At 39.8% G+C, this 16,384-nt stretch carries 28 protein-coding genes; all 28 read left to right on the top strand.

Going from position 1 to position 16,384, the window contains the following annotated elements; all coding sequences use genetic code 11:
• The 28 genes from M3079_RS02530 (at window position 1) to M3079_RS02395 (ending at window position 16,312) form a co-directional block, all read left to right on the top strand.
• Window positions 1-465 (top strand): single-stranded DNA-binding protein, encoded by a 465-nt coding sequence (locus tag M3079_RS02530; RefSeq protein WP_249077042.1) that lies wholly within the window; start codon window positions 1-3, stop codon window positions 463-465.
• A gap of 13 nt (window positions 466-478) precedes the next feature.
• Window positions 479-919, top strand: coding sequence for a hypothetical protein (locus M3079_RS02525; protein ID WP_249077041.1), 441 nt, complete (start codon window positions 479-481; stop codon window positions 917-919).
• Window positions 920-1,113: 194 nt separating this feature from the next.
• Entirely contained in the window at window positions 1,114-1,629 is a 516-nt protein-coding gene (locus tag M3079_RS02520) for a Holliday junction resolvase RecU (protein ID WP_249077040.1), read from the top strand.
• Window positions 1,616-1,882 (top strand): hypothetical protein, encoded by a 267-nt coding sequence (locus tag M3079_RS02515; RefSeq protein WP_249077039.1) that lies wholly within the window; start codon window positions 1,616-1,618, stop codon window positions 1,880-1,882. Before M3079_RS02520 ends, M3079_RS02515 begins: the two co-directional genes overlap by 14 nt.
• Window positions 1,848-2,399 (top strand): hypothetical protein, encoded by a 552-nt coding sequence (locus tag M3079_RS02510; protein ID WP_249077038.1) that lies wholly within the window; start codon window positions 1,848-1,850, stop codon window positions 2,397-2,399. Before M3079_RS02515 ends, M3079_RS02510 begins: the two co-directional genes overlap by 35 nt.
• A gap of 98 nt (window positions 2,400-2,497) precedes the next feature.
• On the top strand, window positions 2,498-2,890 hold the full coding sequence (locus tag M3079_RS02505) for a hypothetical protein (protein ID WP_249077037.1): 393 nt from the start codon (window positions 2,498-2,500) through the stop codon (window positions 2,888-2,890).
• 58 nt (window positions 2,891-2,948) lie between these two features.
• Entirely contained in the window at window positions 2,949-3,269 is a 321-nt protein-coding gene (locus M3079_RS02500) for a hypothetical protein (protein ID WP_249077036.1), read from the top strand.
• A 10-nt stretch (window positions 3,270-3,279) separates the two neighbouring features.
• Entirely contained in the window at window positions 3,280-3,654 is a 375-nt protein-coding gene (locus tag M3079_RS02495) for a hypothetical protein (protein WP_249077034.1), read from the top strand.
• 7 nt (window positions 3,655-3,661) lie between these two features.
• The gene (locus M3079_RS02490; protein WP_249077032.1) at window positions 3,662-4,555 is read left to right on the top strand and encodes a radical SAM protein; all 894 of its coding nucleotides are present in this window, start codon (window positions 3,662-3,664) and stop codon (window positions 4,553-4,555) included.
• Window positions 4,552-4,800 (top strand): hypothetical protein, encoded by a 249-nt coding sequence (locus M3079_RS02485; RefSeq protein ID WP_249077030.1) that lies wholly within the window; start codon window positions 4,552-4,554, stop codon window positions 4,798-4,800. Before M3079_RS02490 ends, M3079_RS02485 begins: the two co-directional genes overlap by 4 nt.
• Complete coding sequence (locus M3079_RS02480) at window positions 4,757-5,023, top strand: hypothetical protein (RefSeq protein WP_249077028.1); 267 nt, start codon at window positions 4,757-4,759, stop codon at window positions 5,021-5,023. The genes M3079_RS02485 and M3079_RS02480 overlap by 44 nt, the downstream gene beginning before the upstream one ends.
• Complete coding sequence (locus tag M3079_RS02475; protein WP_249077026.1) at window positions 4,992-5,399, top strand: hypothetical protein; 408 nt, start codon at window positions 4,992-4,994, stop codon at window positions 5,397-5,399. Before M3079_RS02480 ends, M3079_RS02475 begins: the two co-directional genes overlap by 32 nt.
• Complete coding sequence (locus M3079_RS02470) at window positions 5,392-5,598, top strand: Lar family restriction alleviation protein (RefSeq protein ID WP_249077025.1); 207 nt, start codon at window positions 5,392-5,394, stop codon at window positions 5,596-5,598. Before M3079_RS02475 ends, M3079_RS02470 begins: the two co-directional genes overlap by 8 nt.
• Window positions 5,595-5,813 carry a hypothetical protein gene (locus M3079_RS02465; protein ID WP_249077024.1) on the top strand — a complete coding sequence of 73 codons (219 nt, stop codon included), beginning with the start codon at window positions 5,595-5,597 and terminating at the stop codon, window positions 5,811-5,813. Before M3079_RS02470 ends, M3079_RS02465 begins: the two co-directional genes overlap by 4 nt.
• A gap of 10 nt (window positions 5,814-5,823) precedes the next feature.
• On the top strand, window positions 5,824-6,027 hold the full coding sequence (locus M3079_RS02460) for a helix-turn-helix transcriptional regulator (protein ID WP_249077023.1): 204 nt from the start codon (window positions 5,824-5,826) through the stop codon (window positions 6,025-6,027).
• A gap of 9 nt (window positions 6,028-6,036) precedes the next feature.
• Window positions 6,037-6,384, top strand: a complete 348-nt coding sequence (locus M3079_RS02455) for a YopX family protein (RefSeq protein WP_249077022.1) — start codon at window positions 6,037-6,039, stop codon at window positions 6,382-6,384.
• Window positions 6,381-6,560, top strand: a complete 180-nt coding sequence (locus M3079_RS02450; protein ID WP_249077021.1) for a hypothetical protein — start codon at window positions 6,381-6,383, stop codon at window positions 6,558-6,560. Before M3079_RS02455 ends, M3079_RS02450 begins: the two co-directional genes overlap by 4 nt.
• A complete protein-coding gene (locus M3079_RS02445) occupies window positions 6,560-7,138 on the top strand; it encodes a hypothetical protein (protein ID WP_249077020.1) in 579 nt (192 codons plus the stop codon). The genes M3079_RS02450 and M3079_RS02445 overlap by 1 nt, the downstream gene beginning before the upstream one ends.
• A 78-nt stretch (window positions 7,139-7,216) precedes the next feature.
• A complete protein-coding gene (locus M3079_RS02440) occupies window positions 7,217-7,792 on the top strand; it encodes a hypothetical protein (RefSeq protein ID WP_249077019.1) in 576 nt (191 codons plus the stop codon).
• A 327-nt stretch (window positions 7,793-8,119) separates the two neighbouring features.
• Window positions 8,120-8,815, top strand: coding sequence for a hypothetical protein (locus M3079_RS02435; RefSeq protein ID WP_249077018.1), 696 nt, complete (start codon window positions 8,120-8,122; stop codon window positions 8,813-8,815).
• A gap of 141 nt (window positions 8,816-8,956) precedes the next feature.
• On the top strand, window positions 8,957-10,384 hold the full coding sequence (locus tag M3079_RS02430; protein ID WP_249077016.1) for a ParB N-terminal domain-containing protein: 1,428 nt from the start codon (window positions 8,957-8,959) through the stop codon (window positions 10,382-10,384).
• 49 nt (window positions 10,385-10,433) lie between these two features.
• Window positions 10,434-10,622 carry a hypothetical protein gene (locus M3079_RS02425; RefSeq protein WP_249077015.1) on the top strand — a complete coding sequence of 63 codons (189 nt, stop codon included), beginning with the start codon at window positions 10,434-10,436 and terminating at the stop codon, window positions 10,620-10,622.
• 32 nt (window positions 10,623-10,654) lie between these two features.
• Window positions 10,655-10,828, top strand: a complete 174-nt coding sequence (locus M3079_RS02420) for a hypothetical protein (RefSeq protein ID WP_249077014.1) — start codon at window positions 10,655-10,657, stop codon at window positions 10,826-10,828.
• A 56-nt stretch (window positions 10,829-10,884) separates the two neighbouring features.
• Window positions 10,885-11,691: a phage terminase small subunit-related protein gene (locus tag M3079_RS02415; protein WP_249077013.1), complete on the top strand. Its 807-nt coding sequence runs from the start codon at window positions 10,885-10,887 to the stop codon at window positions 11,689-11,691.
• Window positions 11,684-12,967 (top strand): PBSX family phage terminase large subunit, encoded by a 1,284-nt coding sequence (locus M3079_RS02410; RefSeq protein WP_249077012.1) that lies wholly within the window; start codon window positions 11,684-11,686, stop codon window positions 12,965-12,967. Before M3079_RS02415 ends, M3079_RS02410 begins: the two co-directional genes overlap by 8 nt.
• Window positions 12,968-12,976: 9 nt before the next feature.
• On the top strand, window positions 12,977-14,395 hold the full coding sequence (locus M3079_RS02405) for a hypothetical protein (protein WP_249077011.1): 1,419 nt from the start codon (window positions 12,977-12,979) through the stop codon (window positions 14,393-14,395).
• A complete protein-coding gene (locus M3079_RS02400; RefSeq protein ID WP_249077010.1) occupies window positions 14,395-16,095 on the top strand; it encodes a hypothetical protein in 1,701 nt (566 codons plus the stop codon). Before M3079_RS02405 ends, M3079_RS02400 begins: the two co-directional genes overlap by 1 nt.
• Complete coding sequence (locus M3079_RS02395; RefSeq protein WP_249077009.1) at window positions 16,088-16,312, top strand: hypothetical protein; 225 nt, start codon at window positions 16,088-16,090, stop codon at window positions 16,310-16,312. The genes M3079_RS02400 and M3079_RS02395 overlap by 8 nt, the downstream gene beginning before the upstream one ends.
• Window positions 16,313-16,384: the final 72 nt, after the last annotated feature.

The raw sequence follows: 16,384 nt of genomic DNA, 5'->3' as shown, positions 1-16,384 counted from the left end.
ATGAATGTGCATATTATAAGCGGCAGATTGACGAGAGACCCGGAAGTAAGGTTTTCGCAAACCGGCAAAACAGTAACAAGTTTTACCGTGGCCGTTCGCAGAGATTATAAAAATCAAGCTGGAGAATATGAAAGCGACTTTTTCAATGTTAAATGTTTTGGAAAAACCGCAGAGTTAGTCGGTAACAATCTTAATAAAGGACAAATGGTTTATGTTAGCGGTTCAACTCATATAAATAGCTTTGACGGCCGTGATGGAACTAAAAAGTATTATACGGAGTTGGTTGCCCGTAATGTTGAATGGCAATGGCCAGCGAAAGATAGCCAACAGAAGGGTAATAATGCCGGAAGCTATAACAATCCAGCCAACTTTGATGACTTTGAACGTGCGCGTACTGAAAAATACGGCACTGTTTCGGAAAATGAACACGTACCGTTTGCATTTGATGAAGAAATTCCGTTTTAAAGGAGCGATAAACATGGAAAGTAAAATCACTATTGACAAAAAAAGCAGAATTAAAAATTTGCTTGCATTGCTTAAAAACTGCAAAAGCACACATGTAACCATTTCGGTGCCGGTATTAAGCGACATTATTAGCGAATTATATCGCCGCCGTCAAAAAATGAGCAAAGTTAAGCATGGCACGCGCATTGAACCTTGTTATAAATTTATTAGCTACACACCGGAAGAACAGATAGTAAAGTTGGAAGAAGAATTTAACGAGGTTAAAGAAGCGTTGGCAGATTACAGAAAAAATCCAACAAAAGAAACACGCGAGCATCTTTTGTCGGAACTGTATGATGTAGAGATTACGGCCGAAACGATGACCAGACAAGTTGCTGAAAATCGTTTGGAACGCGAAGCGGCCTTGAAAGTGACAATCGTTAAAAACAAGGTGCGTGGATACTACAAAAAATAAAAAAAGTACAGGCGTTAGCTTAAAAAAACTAACGCCTGTACAATCCGAGAGGTGAAAGGAAGATGGAATAAATGAAACCGCAATACTATTTTATAAAATGTAGCGCTTTAAAGTAACAGTTTTAAAGGATGAAAATGCCTTTAAAGGCTGATAATAAGCGGATATTTGAAGGTTGAAAAGTTAGGAGTTACACGATGGCAAACAAAGCTTTAACCGGTCTTAAAAATAAAAATGCTGGTGCGTATTTTGAAAAAATGATACTGGCCAGCTGTCGGAATTATTTGGACATGGGTATTGCTAAAATTGATAAAGCGCATGAACCGATGAAAGTAATAAAAAGTATGCCGCGCGGTCAATATATCGCATGTTTTACGAGTAAATCTGAACCTGATTTTAAGGGAACGCTTGCAAATGGCCGCTCCATTGTGTTTGAAGCCAAACACACGGATCTTGATAAGATGGCATATGACAGGTTGCAAGAAACGCAGCTTAATGCGCTGTTAAAACATCAGAGTATGGGTGCGGTGGCTTTTGTACTTTGCAGTTTTGGCTTTGAAAGGTTTTACCGCATACCGCTGAAAGTTTGGCAGAACATGAAGCAGTTGTATGGACATAAATATTTTACTGCGGCGGATGTAGAAGCCTACCAGATTAAGAATTGCGGCCTGCGGTTAGAATTTTTAAGGGGTGAAGACTATGGAGCATGTTAAAGGTATTCATGGACTATACAAACGCGGAAAAGATTTATACTGCGAGAACTGCAATAATAAAAATCCGCGTTTAATGCGAATGCATGCAGTGAAGTCAAAGGGGCGTGTAATAAATTACTACCGCTGCGAAGAATGCGGCAAGCTTATTACACTAATAAATTACCCAGAAGTATTAAATTATGGGAGTTGTAGCAATGCCACGGTGGACGGAAAAGGAAATGGAACTTCTGGAAACGCTTTGGCCGAAACATAATACAGATGAAATTTGCAGGCGTTTAAACAGAAGCAATAATAGCGTAGCAAGAAAAGCCAATTTAATGGGGCTGGGCAGTAAAACGCAATCGTCAGATTATGTTACTGTATTAAGCATTTTAACAACCATTTACGGTCAGTCGGCCAGAGGACGTGTAAAACGTTTTATAGATAATGGTTTACCGGCACGGAAATCTAAACTGCGTAAGAACAAAGGAACGTGGATTATTAAGTTAAGGGATTTCTGGAAATGGGCAAAAGCCAATCAGGATAAACTGAATTTTGCGCATTTTGAAAAATATACTTTAGGTGAAGAACCTGGGTGGGTTGATGCTAAAAGAAAATCTGATTTTATAGCTGAACAGAAGCGGCCGAAAGAATGGACCCTTGCAGATGATACAGCACTTAAAGCGTTGATTAATTTACCGAGAGATGAAGTGGCGCGCAGACTGGGAAGAACAACAAGAGCTGTTTGTAACCGCTATTGGAAGTTGAGAAAGAGTGAACAACTATGTTAAAAGCACTATCATTAAAATTTTTACTTGTTTGTTTGGCAGTTTACAGTGTTATTGCCGTACTGCTTGGAATAATTTTTTAAATAATGGAGGTATTAAAAATGGCTAGCAAAAAAGAAATTGAAAAATTTATTGAAGAAAAACTGATGAGTAAAAATGCAGAATTTAACGCTGGAAAAGTTAAGCTGTTGATGGAAAAATCTGCAATTAAAGTGTTGGATAGAAATAAAGAGCTGCTTGTGAAAAATAAAGAAGTTATAAATATTGTGGCCAAAATTCATAGTGAAATGCTTGATTGCATTTTTAAAAATTTATTTGATAAGCAGATTTCAGAAATAGTACGCAGTAAAGAATTTGTAGAAAAATTTGCCAGTGAGTCTACGATTGAAGAAGCTATTGAATGTGGTGTGATACCTGATGACCTTAAGGTAATGCTGGAGCTGTTAAAAAGAATTGGTGTGCATGTTGAAGTAAAAAAAGTTCAGATTGAATAATAAAAAAATAATGTTCCCGGCATATATGTCGGGAACATCTTTAAAAGAAGGTGAAAATATGGTTTTATGGCACGCAACTGATTATCAGAATATTGCCAGCATTATGGAAAAAGGAATTATACCAAACCGTTATAATGAAGTATTTTTTGCTGATAATCCTGCATCAGCAATGATGTTTTTAGCAATGCGAGGATATACACATATCGTTGCTTTGCCAGTGGAATTTAAGCCGGCAGAAGTTACAGAGTCTTTTGACCATTCGCGTGAGTTTTACCGTTGCCGTGCTTATACTTTCAATAAACTGGTTGAGCCTACAAGAATTATGTGGGATAAGGCCCGGCATGTAAATATTGAAGAACGGCCGGTGAAGGTTAGCTAGGGGTGGAAAAATGGCTAAAAAGGAGAAAAAAATAACTCTGGAACAGCAGATTAAACAGCTGCGTGAAAATATAGTGCAAGATTTGAAACACTGGCAATATCTGCGGGAGTATGGCTGTCAAGACCCATTTTGGGCTGATGGTGTAAATATGAATTTAACCCGTAACCACATTATTTATTACAAAATGCGGCTGCGGGAATTATGCGAGGCTGGAAGCCTGCCAGAGGAATATTATCTGCCAACGCCGCCGGAAGTTGATAACAATTATTTAGCTCCAAATGGTAAATGTTATGATGTACGCAAGCATAGAATAACACAACATGGAGATACTGTTACAGCGCGTAAGCAGGCGGATGTTGATTTAAAAATATCAGAGTTATTTTAAGGTGGAAATGATGAAAGTAGGCTTAGTTGATGTTGATGGTCACAATTTCCCGAATCTCGCATTGATGAAAATATCGGCATGGCACAAAGCTGACGGTGATGTTGTAGAATGGGCGAACAGTCTTGAATATTACGATGTGGTATACATGGCGAAGGTTTTTACCTTTACGCCGGACGACCTGCAAGCATATCAAACAGATACACTTATACAAGGCGGTACTGGTTATAATATAGCCTTAACTTTGCCGGAGCATATCGAACATGTTTACCCGGATTATGAATTATACGGTGTTGAAGATACTGCGTATGGATATTTAACGCGAGGCTGCCCACGTCAATGCCCGTTTTGCATAGTAGCGCAGAAAGAGGGCGTACAATCCGTTAAGGTGGCAAATTTAATAGAATTTTGGCAGGGACAAAAGAAAATTAAATTGCTTGACCCAAATATACTGGCTTGTTCGAACTGGCAAGAATTATTAAAGCAAATTGCAGATAGTGGCGCAGAAGTAGATTTTACGCAAGGACTGGATGCACGGCTTTTGACGAATGAAAAAGTGGAAGCTATACAAGCATGTAAATATAAAATCCTGCATTTTGCATGGGACAATGCCAACGATGATTTTACGCCTAAAGTGCTTGCAAAGTATGCCGGGAAATGGGGCTTGCGGCAGGATAAACTAAAGGTTTATGTGCTGACAAATTATAACAGCACGCACGCTCAAGACCTTTACCGTATATACAAGCTACGGGAAATCGGTTATGACCCTTTTGTTATGATATATGACAAATACAACGCGCCGGTGAAAACGCGGCATTTGCAGCGGTGGTGCAATAACAAGATTATTTTTAATAGCGAACCTGATTTTGCAAATTATAATCCTAAAAGGGGAGTAAGACCATGAAACAGTATTGCAGGTACTGCGCGTTTTGTTGCGAAGGCGATTGCTATTACTGCACTGCATATGACAAAACGCTTAACGATGAACAGATAAAGCGCCCGAATAAATGCAAAGAGTTTGCACAGACTGATGATATTATCACCGGCAAGATATATAAACCACGCGAACCCAAAAAAGCCATTCAGGACAGGGGAGATGATTATAATGGGTCAGGGCATATACAGTTTCAGCAAGGAACTTTACTTTGAGTGCATTACTGATAAATGGGGAAACTTTACCAAAGGGAAAATATATAAAGCCGAAGCACGTGGTGCGTTGGCAAAAAAGGTCGATGGTAAAACCATGTGGACGGATTTTAAAATTATCGATGACGAAGGCGACGGCTATACTGTAACGTGGCATGAGATAAGCAGAAACTACTTTAAGGCGGTGACAAACAATGGCGAAAAATTATATACAAGACGTAGCTAAAATGCTGGACGTGGAGCTTGGCGAAGAATTTAATGTTAGCGGTTGTGGACAAACGCTTTATAAGCTAACGGAAGATGGATTGAGCTGCCTTGTTTGTGACAAGTGGGAACAACAAGCAGATTTTGCTTTTATGTCGCTTATAAAAGGAAAATACAAGATAATTAAACTTCCATGGCAACCCAAAGACGGCGATGTGTATTATCGACCACGTGATTATCACACTGCATTTTCAGAAGCCGTGACAGATTTTTGGCGAGGTACAGTAAACGATTTTGCATTAAAAGAAGCAGGAATGATTTTTAAAACCAAAGCAGAATGCGAAGCTGCATTGCCTGAACTGCGGAAAAAATATTTAGGCGGTGATAAAAATGGATGATAAAAATTTAAAGACTTGTCCTTTTTGCGGTGGGCAGGCGGTATTTGTACCATTATCAACTTGTAGCGGCTATATAGCCTGTGTTGATTGTAATATCGCGATTAAAACAGTTTGGGATGATAGATTAAACAAGGTAGAAAACGGCAAAACGTGGGACGAAAAAGCTGCCAAAATGTGGAACAGGAGATGTGAAAAATGACACCTGAACGGGACTATAAAAAAGAATTGGCCGAAACCATACCGAAAGGCGAGTTTTGCAACGGCTGCCGCGCCTGTTTTGTAGGCGTTATGGGACATTATAATTGCGCTTTATACGGCTGCGAGATTTTAAGCTGGCGCGCAAGTATGATAACAGGAACTTTAGAAATTTTAAAATGTGAAAAATGCAAAGAGCGCAATGCGGGCAAAAGCTGAGGTGACAAGAATGAATAACACCCAAAACGTTGCAGCCTTGCGCCGCGAAATAATGCGTAAATTGGGAGTTACGCGCATGAGTGATGAAGCGTTTGCAGATTATGCTGGCATTCATGTAAACACGTTAAAAAGAGCTTTAAAAGGTCAAAATTGTGGCGTAAATACCTTGGTTAAAATATGTGATGCCTTGGATATTAAGTTAACATTTGAATAGGAGGATAAAATGCGGGAAATTTTGTTTAAGGGTAAAACAGTTTATACTAACAGCTGGATTTATGGAAATTTAATAAATTATAATGATGATATTTATATATTAACGAAGCCTGTCAGCGAAAATATATTTAATGGACATCAGGTAATACCGGAAACTATCGGTCAGTATACCAACATGGAAGATATGAACGATGTCAACATTTTTGAAGGTGACAAAGTTATGCTTACTGATAGCAGTGGTGATGTTAAGGTTTTTAAAGTTGTAATGCATGAGGGCAGATGGGTAATTATGCGCAACGATACTATCTATAATGATTTGTATGAGGTTCGGGAAATTTGCAAGGTGGTGGAACAATGAAAGAGTGTATAACTTGTAAATATTATCAGCTGATGGGTAGGCTTCCGGCGTGCAATAAAAAGCGTAAAATATTGTTGGCAGCCGAAATGAAAGAACAATCCTGTTGGCAGCCGAATAAGAATTATTTTAAAGATTTTGTTGGAAATATTTTAAGTGGAATGGAAGGAGCAAAGTAATGAAATTACAATCAGCATATGAGTATTTAAAACCGATAGCAGAAGCGGCATCTATCGGCAACTATGCAGATGCTTTAAATACAGCGCTGGCCTGCGTGAAGCGGTGTATTGCACTGGACAGGGCGAACATCGTTAAAATGCCGGTTATTCGCATTGTAGATAAAGATAGTAATTCAGTACATAATGCAGGTGAATTATCGCATGACCGCCTTTATAGTGGTGGTTATAGGATTAAATATCATAATATACAGAACTGCGAGGGAACAGAGCCGGGTTCCTGCTATCAGTTCGCTGATAGTGATATTGAATTTATTGACTGTATTGCTGTTAATGATGAGATTATTCCACCTCCGCCTAAGGTAGTGCCAGGGCACTGTGAAATTTGCGGCCGAGATTATGATGTAATGGATTTTTGCGTAAGTACTGATTTTAAGCCGCACAGTGTATGTAAAACTTGTGCTAAAATGCCGGAAAGGGATATTAAAGAACTGCCGCAGTATCAGCGTAATGTAATTCATGATGCAAAACTGATGTTAATTACAGAAAAAATAATAAACGACCAAACGGATGATGATTAATAAATAAAAAAAGAGCCTGCCCTCTGGCAAGCCCCGAAAAAATGTTCGCAAAAATATTATAGCACAGGGGGCGGGCAAATGAAACAGGAAGCCGAGATTGTAATTGCCGACATTATTAAAGAAACTGCCGCCAAAACAGCAGAAGCTATATACGAAAAGCTGAAACAGGATGCTAAAAAGGGCAGGGACAAGCAAATTAATAATACTAAGCTGCTTTTGGAAAATTACCGCATTTTTAAAGAACATGTTGATAATGCAGTGTTTGACCTTGTAAGGCTGGACGAAGAAAATGAAACCGCCTTTGAAATACTTGACAGCATGTGGCAACGCTTTGGTGTGGGCCGGGCAGAAATGAAAGTGCAAAGCATTGTGAAATCAGCAACACGAACCCGCATTATTTATGAACATGTACAAAGTATGCTGGGGCTTTATGAAAGTTTTTGTTATAACAGCGGCAAAGATGAGAATATCAGACGTTGGGAAGTAATAAAGGCTTTGTACATTGACGATACGCAGGGCAGAACGCCGTCAGAAATACGTACAGAATTGGCAGAAAAATTTTTTACAGACCCGCGCACCATTTACCGCTGGCAGTTAGATGCAATTGAAAAAATATCAGTATTGGTGTTCGGCATTGATGGGTTAAAAAAATAGTTTTATTAATTTAAGCGCTTACTTTTGTAGGCGCTTTTTGATATAATATGTGTGTAATGAATTTAAGCCAGTAATGGAGCCTGCGTTCATAGCAGTGGATATGCTGGTGAGAATATTTATTACGTGTATTCTATCCAGCCTTATAGCAACCATATTTAAATATGTGTCTAATAGATGGAAAGGAATGATGCGTATGGGTATTGATTTTTATACTGATATTGTTGCCGATTTTACACAAAAAATCATTGAAACTGCTTTGCTGGCTTAAGTTCATTACAAAATACTGCTAAAAACAATTAGCAGTATTTATTTTTATAGGAGAGTAAAATGGCAGATAATTTACAGAATAAAGCGGTAGAGCAAGCAGTTAACTATTTTCAAGTATCTGAACTTCAATTTATAATTTTTTGTTTGTTGATATTGGTTTTATGGTTTATAGGCACATACTACTTGCAAAGTCGCTTTCAAAAAAATGTTATGAAAGATATTGCATTGCAAAAAGAAGAAATTGAAAAAAGACTTAAAAATATTGATTATAAAAATGATTATTATAAAAAAATAATTGATAAAAGAATGACAGCCTATGAATATTTAGAATTTGTAATATCTAAAATTGAAGTTATACAAGAGATTTTCGATGATTATAGATTAAAACAGGGCGAGGGAAAAAACATATACTCATGTTTTATGAATAAAGAAATGTTAGCAGAAACTTGTGAGAACATAATTTCTGTATCAAAATATGATTTATGGTTATCTAATGAGGTTAGAATCAAACTATCAGAAATAAATTTAATAATTGCTAATGCATTAACTTCAATAAATTGCTCTAATAAGCGAAATTTAGAATTTTATGGGCTGAATATACAGAAAGATAATAATGATAAATTATCTATTAAGATAGGCATATATGAATATAAAAAAATGAGTAAATTAATTAATGAAGTCAGAACTATAATGGCCAAAGATATAAAAACATTGGATGAAATAGTGCCGTTCTTTGACAATTTATTGAAAAAATAACGTGTCATTTTTCTGTCATTTACCTGTCATATTAAAGAATGATATAATTAAAATGCAAAAAGTATAGAGATTACCACCTGTAAATATTTGCAGGTGGTATTTTTTATGCCAATTTGCAAATCCTTGGCAGGAGGTTAAAAAATGAAAGAGGTATTAAAGGTCATTGATGTGCAATTAGAGGATATAAAGCCTTATCCGAATAATCCGCGCAGAAATGATGCGGCAGTTGACGCCGTGGCAGAAAGTATTAAAAATTTTGGTGTGCTTGTGCCTATTGTGCTTGATAAGAATAACGTAATAGTAGCAGGGCATACCAGATATAAGGCTTTTAAGAAATTAGGCTGGGAGAGCGTACCATGTGTTATGGCTGACGGCTTAACAGATGAGCAGGTGCGGGCATTCAGGCTGGTAGATAATAAGACAGCGGAAATGTCCGAGTGGGAGCCTGAACTGTTGGCGGCGGAACTGGAAGCACTGGCAGATTTTGATTTGAGCGCGTTTAAATTTGAAGTGCCTAATTTCCCTTTGCCTGATGTTAAAAAACTGGCAGAAACGCGCCAGACGCTTGCTGAAAGGTTTTTATTTGCACCTTTTTCGGTATTAGATGCACGCCGGCAAGAATGGCAGGAACGTAAGCGGCTTTGGTACAGTTTAGGGCTGCAAAGTGACCTGTCGCGTGAGAATATGAAAACTTTAGGTTCGCTGGCCGGTTCTATGCCGCGATTTTATTATTATAAGGAAATGCAGGAAGCAAAGCTGGGGCATAAAATAACAGCAAAAGAATTTGAAGAAAAATATGCCAAAGATTATATGCCGAAAAACAGTACTATAAAAGTTACAAATACCGGCGGCATGCTCAGTATGTTTGACCCGGTTCTTTGCGAGTTAATGTATTATTGGTTTTGCACTGATGGCGGCAAGATACTTGACCCATTTTGCGGCGGAAGTGTTCGAGGGATTGTAGCGGCCGCAACCGGATACAATTATACCGGCATAGATTTACGGCAGGAGCAGATAAATGCTAATTATCAACAAGCTGCTGATATTTTAGGTGGCGCGGATAAAATAAAATGGATTTGCGGTAACAGTTTAAATGTAAAAGAATTGGCGGCAGGTGAATATGATTTTATTTTTAGTTGTCCGCCTTATTTCGACCTTGAAATATACAGCGATAACCCGCATGATTTGAGTAATATGGAATACGCTGATTTTTTGGCAACCTACCGAAAAATCATTGAAGGCTGCGTGGAAATGTTGAAAGAAAATCGTTTTGCATGTTTTGTTGTCGGTGATGTAAGGGACAGAAAAACAGGATTTTACCGTAATTTTGTTTCTGAAACTATTGCAGCATTCGAAACAGCAGGCGCAAAGCTCTATAATGAAATTATTTTAGTAACGCCTTTCGGTTCATTGCCGCAACGTGCCGGCAGAACGTTTCAGCGTGGCCGCAAAATAGGCAAGACGCATCAGAATGTGCTTGTGTTTTATAAAGGCGATACGAAAGCAATTAAAGAAACTTTTAAAGAAATAAATATAGCAGACCTGGACGCAGAAGTCCTTGAAGAATAGGTGCGCATACCTTAATATCAAGCTACAAATATAAAAGGAGATGCGCAAAATGATTGAGGTATTAAAAGAACAGGCTATTATTGCGAGAGACAGTTACAAAGGTGGCTTTATAGAACGGCAGGAAGCAAAAAGGCTTATAGACCCATATATAAAAGCCTTTAATGAAAAATCCGCAGAAATAGCAAAGAAATACAATATGAAGCCTAAAACAATAACCTTTGCAGGTTTTGTAAGGTAAAGCGTTTAAAACCGTGGCAGGAGGTAAACGCAGTGAACTACAAAGAGGAATTAAAAAAGCTGGCTTTTGGTTATACTGCCGAAGATATTGTGGCAACATATACCAAAGACGGTAAATTATTAAAAGTGCGGAAGTATCAAAGAAAGATACCGGGAAATATAACAGCCGCGCTTGAATACAAAAGAATATATGGCGATAAAGATTAAAGCCTCTGCATTAAACTGCAGGGGCTTAATAATTTGCCGGGAAGGAGAGTATGCCATTGGAGCAACCGGATAAAAGAAAACAGGCCATGCGAATATGGCTGCAATCCGGAGGGCGAATACCAATACGTGATATTGCTGACCGATTAGGAGTAAAGCCTGACGCTGTGCGTCAATGGAAACGCCGGGATAACTGGGAGCAAAAGCTGAAAGAACAGCAGAATAAAAAAAACTCTGACGGCGTGACAGATGACGTGACAGAAAATGTGACAGATGATGCGGAGAATAATGGCGGTGTGACAGAAGGCGAAAATACAGATGAAGTTGAAAAGCCTGCGGAGCACGCGCCGGTGTCGGTTAAGACCTTTACTCCGCCCAAAAGAAAACTTCCTGTCACGCAAAACCGGTTTGAGGATGCCAAAAAGCCGCCGAAGGGTACGCATCGCAATAATGAAAAACGTTTCGTACTGGATAATATCCGCAAAACCAACCTGACCGATGAAGAACTTGAAATGCTTGATGATTTACTGGTTGACGAGGAGAAAACCCTGATAACTGATATTAAGCGTTTGATTTTGCGGGAAAGCCGTCTAATGGCGCAGCTTGATAAACTGCAAAAAGAAACGGTCCTTGAAGAATCATCGGTAACGGTAATTGATGCTTACAATAGGGAGAAAACTACAAGAAAAATGAAAAGCAATCTTCCATATATTTTGGCGGTGGAACGCGAGCTGACGCTGATAGCTAACGCCAAAACAAAGGCGCTGGCGGAACTTGGTGCAATAAGAGAAGCGCGGCAGTTAAAGGATTGGTCAGAACGGCCGCTTACAATCAGAATTAGAAGGGCGGGGGCTGTAAATGGATGATGAAATTAGCAAAGATGTTAACCCGCATTTTGAGGATTTTATTTTTGACTGGCTTTGCAAGTTTTACCTACTTTGCGGCGGGTACGGCAGTAGTAAAAGTTATCATATTGCCTTGAAGCTAATACTTAAATGCTTGGAAGAAAAGCGCAAGGTACTTGTTGTGCGTCAAGTGTTCGATACTATCCGTGACAGTTGTTTTTCGTTACTGGTGGAGATTATAGATGACCTTGGACTGGAGGATAACGTTGTTAAATATACGGTTAGCCCGATGCGCATAACCTTTGCCAATGGCTCACAGATTATCTTTAAGGGGCTGGATAAGCCGAAAAAGTTAAAATCTATCAACGGTGTATCAATTATATGGATTGAGGAAGCCAGTGAAATAAGTTATGCAGCATATAAAGAACTGCTTGGCCGCGTGCGCCATCCGACCTTATCGCTGCATTTTATTTTATCTACGAACCCGATAGATAAAAACAACTGGGTATTTCAGCACTTTTTTGTAATGCCGGGCATCCGTGAGGATGTTTTTTATGCGCAACGCCAATTCGTGGTAAATAACACTTTTTACCATCACAGCGTGGCCGATGATAATTATTTCCTTCCGGCTGGCTATATTGAAGAATTGGACAACATGAAAAACTATGACCCGGACCTGTACCGCGTTGCGCGGCAGGGAAGGTTTGGTGTTAACGGCCGTAAAGTGCTGCCGCAATTTGAGGTTTTGCCGCATGATGTAATTATGGCGCAGGTCGGTGGCATATCGCAGCGCTGGTACCGTACTGGCATGGACTTTGGCTTTGAGGATAGTTATAACGCTGTTGTGCGTATGGCCATAGATGACGCGAATAAAACGCTGTACATTTTTGATGAATATTATAAAAACCGCATGACTGATGATGAAACAGCACATGACCCTGATTTTATGGCTTTTAGGGCTGATTATATTAAGGCTGACCCAGAAGATCCGAAGGCAATAAGCTATTTTAGAAAAAGCGGATATAGAATCAGTGGTGCACGTAAATTTGCAGGAAGTAGGCTGGCATATACGCGCAAGGTAAAACGGTTCCGGCATATTTATTGCAGTGAAAAGTGCAAAAACTGCATAAAAGAAATGGCGGAACTGACTTATGCGTTGGACCGAAGCGATAATATCATACCTGATGAATTTAACATTGACCCGCATACATTTTCAGCGGTGTGGTATGGATTAGACGATTATGATGTAGCAGATATTAAAGGTAATTATGGCGGTTATGGCCGCCATGTAGAATAGGAGGTTTAAATGGGCAAGGAACAGGAGTTGGCTGTAAGTGCTGGCGGCGTTGTTGCCGGTGTGGTAAATACTGACCCCTACACTTTTATGCACGATAGTTACTTTGGCAATGGCGGGTATTACAGCGCTAATTATTTGGTTAAGCACCCGCGCGAGTCTGCCGAAAACTATGTAAATCGCCAGCGTGTAGCGTATTTTTTGAATTATGTTAAACCATGTATCAATGCAGCTGTAAACCCGCTGTTTGATGACCCGCCAGCACGCACGGCGAAAGTTGGCGATGATTACTGGACGGAGTTTTTGAAAAACGTGGACGGCAAGAATACTTCCATGGATACTTTCATGAAAAAAGCTGCCAAACAGGCGAAAATATACGGCGCGATGTTTATTGTTGTCGAAAATTATAAGGATTTACCGGCCAATAAGGCGCAGGCGTTGGCGGAGCGTAAATATCCTTATCTGTATACCGTTAAGCCGCAGGACGTTAAAGAATATGCGCTTGATAAATACGGTAATTTAACCCTTGTCAGGTACGATATTACATACACCGAAGTAGTAAACATGTCAAAATCGGACATCACCGAAAGCTGGACATGGACCAAAGAAATGTGGCAGGTTACGCGAAAAGGTGGAACAGAAAGCGGTATAAACAGTGCAGGCGTTGTGCCGGTGGTGCCATTGTTAGGTGCGGCAGTGGAAGATGATATGGGTGATAGGCTCAAACCATTTAGCGATTTTTACCAGATTGCCCGCGTAAACCTTGCAATCTATAACGCCTGTTCTGAACTGCGCGAGCGCAACCGCAACCAGGCGTTCAGCGTGTTGGTGTATCAAATGAGTTCTGATGACCCTAACCCTGATAATTACGCAAGCATTAACATCGGCACAAATAATATGCTGTTGTATGCCGGTAACAATGCGCCTGCGTTTATTACTCCCGATAACGGGCCGTCTGAAATGCTGCACACGGAGCTTAAAATGCTGATTGAAGAAATCTATCGCATGGCAGACCGTGCGGGCGTTACAGGTGTACAGAGCCAGCAGAGCGGTATAGCTAAAGAATGGGATAATAAAACTATGATGCAAAGCCTTAGCGATTTTGCACAAAATTGTGAGGAAACAGAACAGCAGATTGCCGTTATTTTTGGTAATTATATTGGCAAAGAACTTGGAGTTAATGTTCAGTATAGCCGCAATTTTGGCGTTGTTGATATAAGCAGCGAACTGGATAAAATTACCGATGCCCTCAGCTGGGCGGTCGGTGGTAAATTTGACACTGCGGTCAAAAAGAAAGCTGCAAAAATGCTGCTGTCTGATATGGACGATGAGGAAATACAGGCGGTTATTGATGATATCGACCAGCAGGCGGTTGATGCTAACCACGCCGAACCAACCAATAACGCCGGAGATGACGGCGGTGTTGAATAATGGCCGCCGATAAAGAATTTGCAGATAAAGTCCGGGAGATAATAGCAGAGTATACCACGGCATTTAAGGCTTTTGGCGATGATGTTATTGCCGCCGTAAAGTTTGAAATGGAAAAGGGTATGGATATCCGTGACGCCGTGCAAAAAGTGCTTGAGGATTTGGACTTTGACAGCCATAACACTGAACTTATCGCCGCCGCTGTGGTAGCCAGTGCCATAGCTGGTTTTGGATTGCGGCCGGAACAGGTAACAGCGGAAGCTAAAGCCGAGATTAAAAAGGTGCTTATGAAAAAGCCGTGGTCCGCTGATGGCATGAAACTGTCGGAACGCCTGCACGGCGTTGATAAAGTCTTGCGGCAGAATATCATCAGCACGGTAACGGCCAGCGTTAATAATAGCGACAGCGTTATTGATATGGCGCGCAAGCTGTACGATGGCTATAACAGCGGCAAAGCAGTAATTAAACCTGCTGATTTGCCGGAGTATCTTAAAAAGCTGGTGCGGCAGGCGCGTTTAGCTGTGCAGGGCGATGCGTCAGAACTAAGTAAACTGGGCGTGTTGCAGGCGGCGCAGAAGTTAAAAAATCCGGACAGGCTGACAACCAAGGCTCTGAAAAGGGCATATAAAGACCTTGTTGAAGCCTGCGCAAAGCTGGAAACCGAAGCCGTTGATAAAGCGTTGTGGACGGCGGTGCAGGAAAAAAGCCGGTATTATGCCGAACGCATCGCCAGGACAGAGTCCGCCCGCGCGTGGTATGAAGGTTATATGGCTGATAGCAGTAGTGATGATGATATAGTAGGTTTTAAATATACTTTATCATCGGCGCATAAAACAAAACCTTATGATATCTGCGATGTCTATGCCAACGCTGATTTTGGTTACGGTAAAGGCGTTTTTCCAAAAGGTAAACAACCTGATATACCAGTACATCCGCACTGTATGTGTTATTACAGCAAGATTTTTGAGGGCGATTTAAAAGGAGAATGGAAACCAGAAAAGGCCCGCGAATATATAAACAGCCGAAGTGCTGTGCAAAAGCAAATACTGTTTGGTAAGGAAGGCGCGGCGCGGTACAATGCAGGAGAGGACTGGCAGAAGCTGGTGCATAAAACAAAGCCTGCTGTTGTAAGACTGGGAGCAGATGATTTTACCAGTAAGGCTTTCAGTGGTAAAATCAGCGAGCCGGTGTATGTTGATAAGGTCGCATTAGATAAGGTTGATGAAACACTGGAAAAATACGAAAAGGAAATGGTGAAACTTGACCATGAAACTGCTATAATTATTACCAAAGAAGGTAAGGTATTTAGCGTTGTTGGTGAAGAAGCAAGTGTTAACTTTCGTAACATTGGAGAAAAAGAACTCGAAGGGGCAACCGTTACGCATAACCATCCGATAAAAGAAACACACTATTCTTTTAGTCATTTTGACATAAAAGAGGTTTTAAATTATAAACTTAATAGGCTTAGAGGTGTTGACGAAAAGTATATTTACGAAATTGTAACTAATCAAAATACTTTGTTTGGGAATACTAACAATATCGCTATTGATTTTAACACTATAGCCTATATGGAAGTTTTAGATAAATCTCGGTTTGGAGATTACGGCGTAGATTTTGATATTGATGAGGATGGCTTCCATGAAATAAATAATATTTTGGCTAAGAAATATAAATATTATTATAGGAGAATTTCTCGTGAATAAAAAAGATGAGTTGATTGCCCAAAAAGAGCAATTATACAATGAACATAAAAAAGAATATAGCAAAGTTGTAGATAAAATATTAGAATGGGAAGAAAAATATGGAACTGGTGGGTTAGATAGCCAGTGCCCTTATTTAAGAGAGCAAAAAGAACTCATGCGAACATTTTGGGAAAAAGTAAAAAAAATAAATGCTGAATTAGAACAACTTAAAGATTAGCCGCGCTTATGTTTTTACATAGGCGTTTTTTTATGCCCGATTTTAGGAGGTGGGGATATTGATTGTTTGTGC

It is taken from the genome of Phascolarctobacterium sp. ET69, from assembly GCF_023336935.1.
GTDB classification, from domain to species: Bacteria; Bacillota; Negativicutes; order Acidaminococcales; family Acidaminococcaceae; genus Fusicatenibacter_A; species Fusicatenibacter_A intestinipullorum.
This window is presented reverse-complemented; position numbering and strand designations above follow the sequence as displayed.

What these genes read in the sequence shown, in the direction of transcription:
- M3079_RS02530 (WP_249077042.1), top strand. Translation starts at nt 1, where the DNA reads ATGAATGTGCATATTATAAGCGGCAGATTGACGAGAGACCCGGAAGTA.
- M3079_RS02525 (WP_249077041.1), top strand. Translation starts at nt 479, where the DNA reads ATGGAAAGTAAAATCACTATTGACAAAAAAAGCAGAATTAAAAATTTG.
- M3079_RS02520 (WP_249077040.1), top strand. Translation starts at nt 1,114, where the DNA reads ATGGCAAACAAAGCTTTAACCGGTCTTAAAAATAAAAATGCTGGTGCG.
- M3079_RS02515 (WP_249077039.1), top strand. Translation starts at nt 1,616, where the DNA reads ATGGAGCATGTTAAAGGTATTCATGGACTATACAAACGCGGAAAAGAT.
- M3079_RS02510 (WP_249077038.1), top strand. Translation starts at nt 1,848, where the DNA reads ATGGAACTTCTGGAAACGCTTTGGCCGAAACATAATACAGATGAAATT.
- M3079_RS02505 (WP_249077037.1), top strand. Translation starts at nt 2,498, where the DNA reads ATGGCTAGCAAAAAAGAAATTGAAAAATTTATTGAAGAAAAACTGATG.
- M3079_RS02500 (WP_249077036.1), top strand. Translation starts at nt 2,949, where the DNA reads ATGGTTTTATGGCACGCAACTGATTATCAGAATATTGCCAGCATTATG.
- M3079_RS02495 (WP_249077034.1), top strand. Translation starts at nt 3,280, where the DNA reads ATGGCTAAAAAGGAGAAAAAAATAACTCTGGAACAGCAGATTAAACAG.
- M3079_RS02490 (WP_249077032.1), top strand. Translation starts at nt 3,662, where the DNA reads ATGATGAAAGTAGGCTTAGTTGATGTTGATGGTCACAATTTCCCGAAT.
- M3079_RS02485 (WP_249077030.1), top strand. Translation starts at nt 4,552, where the DNA reads ATGAAACAGTATTGCAGGTACTGCGCGTTTTGTTGCGAAGGCGATTGC.
- M3079_RS02480 (WP_249077028.1), top strand. Translation starts at nt 4,757, where the DNA reads ATGGGTCAGGGCATATACAGTTTCAGCAAGGAACTTTACTTTGAGTGC.
- M3079_RS02475 (WP_249077026.1), top strand. Translation starts at nt 4,992, where the DNA reads ATGGCGAAAAATTATATACAAGACGTAGCTAAAATGCTGGACGTGGAG.
- M3079_RS02470 (WP_249077025.1), top strand. Translation starts at nt 5,392, where the DNA reads ATGGATGATAAAAATTTAAAGACTTGTCCTTTTTGCGGTGGGCAGGCG.
- M3079_RS02465 (WP_249077024.1), top strand. Translation starts at nt 5,595, where the DNA reads ATGACACCTGAACGGGACTATAAAAAAGAATTGGCCGAAACCATACCG.
- M3079_RS02460 (WP_249077023.1), top strand. Translation starts at nt 5,824, where the DNA reads ATGAATAACACCCAAAACGTTGCAGCCTTGCGCCGCGAAATAATGCGT.
- M3079_RS02455 (WP_249077022.1), top strand. Translation starts at nt 6,037, where the DNA reads ATGCGGGAAATTTTGTTTAAGGGTAAAACAGTTTATACTAACAGCTGG.
- M3079_RS02450 (WP_249077021.1), top strand. Translation starts at nt 6,381, where the DNA reads ATGAAAGAGTGTATAACTTGTAAATATTATCAGCTGATGGGTAGGCTT.
- M3079_RS02445 (WP_249077020.1), top strand. Translation starts at nt 6,560, where the DNA reads ATGAAATTACAATCAGCATATGAGTATTTAAAACCGATAGCAGAAGCG.
- M3079_RS02440 (WP_249077019.1), top strand. Translation starts at nt 7,217, where the DNA reads ATGAAACAGGAAGCCGAGATTGTAATTGCCGACATTATTAAAGAAACT.
- M3079_RS02435 (WP_249077018.1), top strand. Translation starts at nt 8,120, where the DNA reads ATGGCAGATAATTTACAGAATAAAGCGGTAGAGCAAGCAGTTAACTAT.
- M3079_RS02430 (WP_249077016.1), top strand. Translation starts at nt 8,957, where the DNA reads ATGAAAGAGGTATTAAAGGTCATTGATGTGCAATTAGAGGATATAAAG.
- M3079_RS02425 (WP_249077015.1), top strand. Translation starts at nt 10,434, where the DNA reads ATGATTGAGGTATTAAAAGAACAGGCTATTATTGCGAGAGACAGTTAC.
- M3079_RS02410 (WP_249077012.1), top strand. Translation starts at nt 11,684, where the DNA reads ATGGATGATGAAATTAGCAAAGATGTTAACCCGCATTTTGAGGATTTT.
- M3079_RS02405 (WP_249077011.1), top strand. Translation starts at nt 12,977, where the DNA reads ATGGGCAAGGAACAGGAGTTGGCTGTAAGTGCTGGCGGCGTTGTTGCC.
- M3079_RS02400 (WP_249077010.1), top strand. Translation starts at nt 14,395, where the DNA reads ATGGCCGCCGATAAAGAATTTGCAGATAAAGTCCGGGAGATAATAGCA.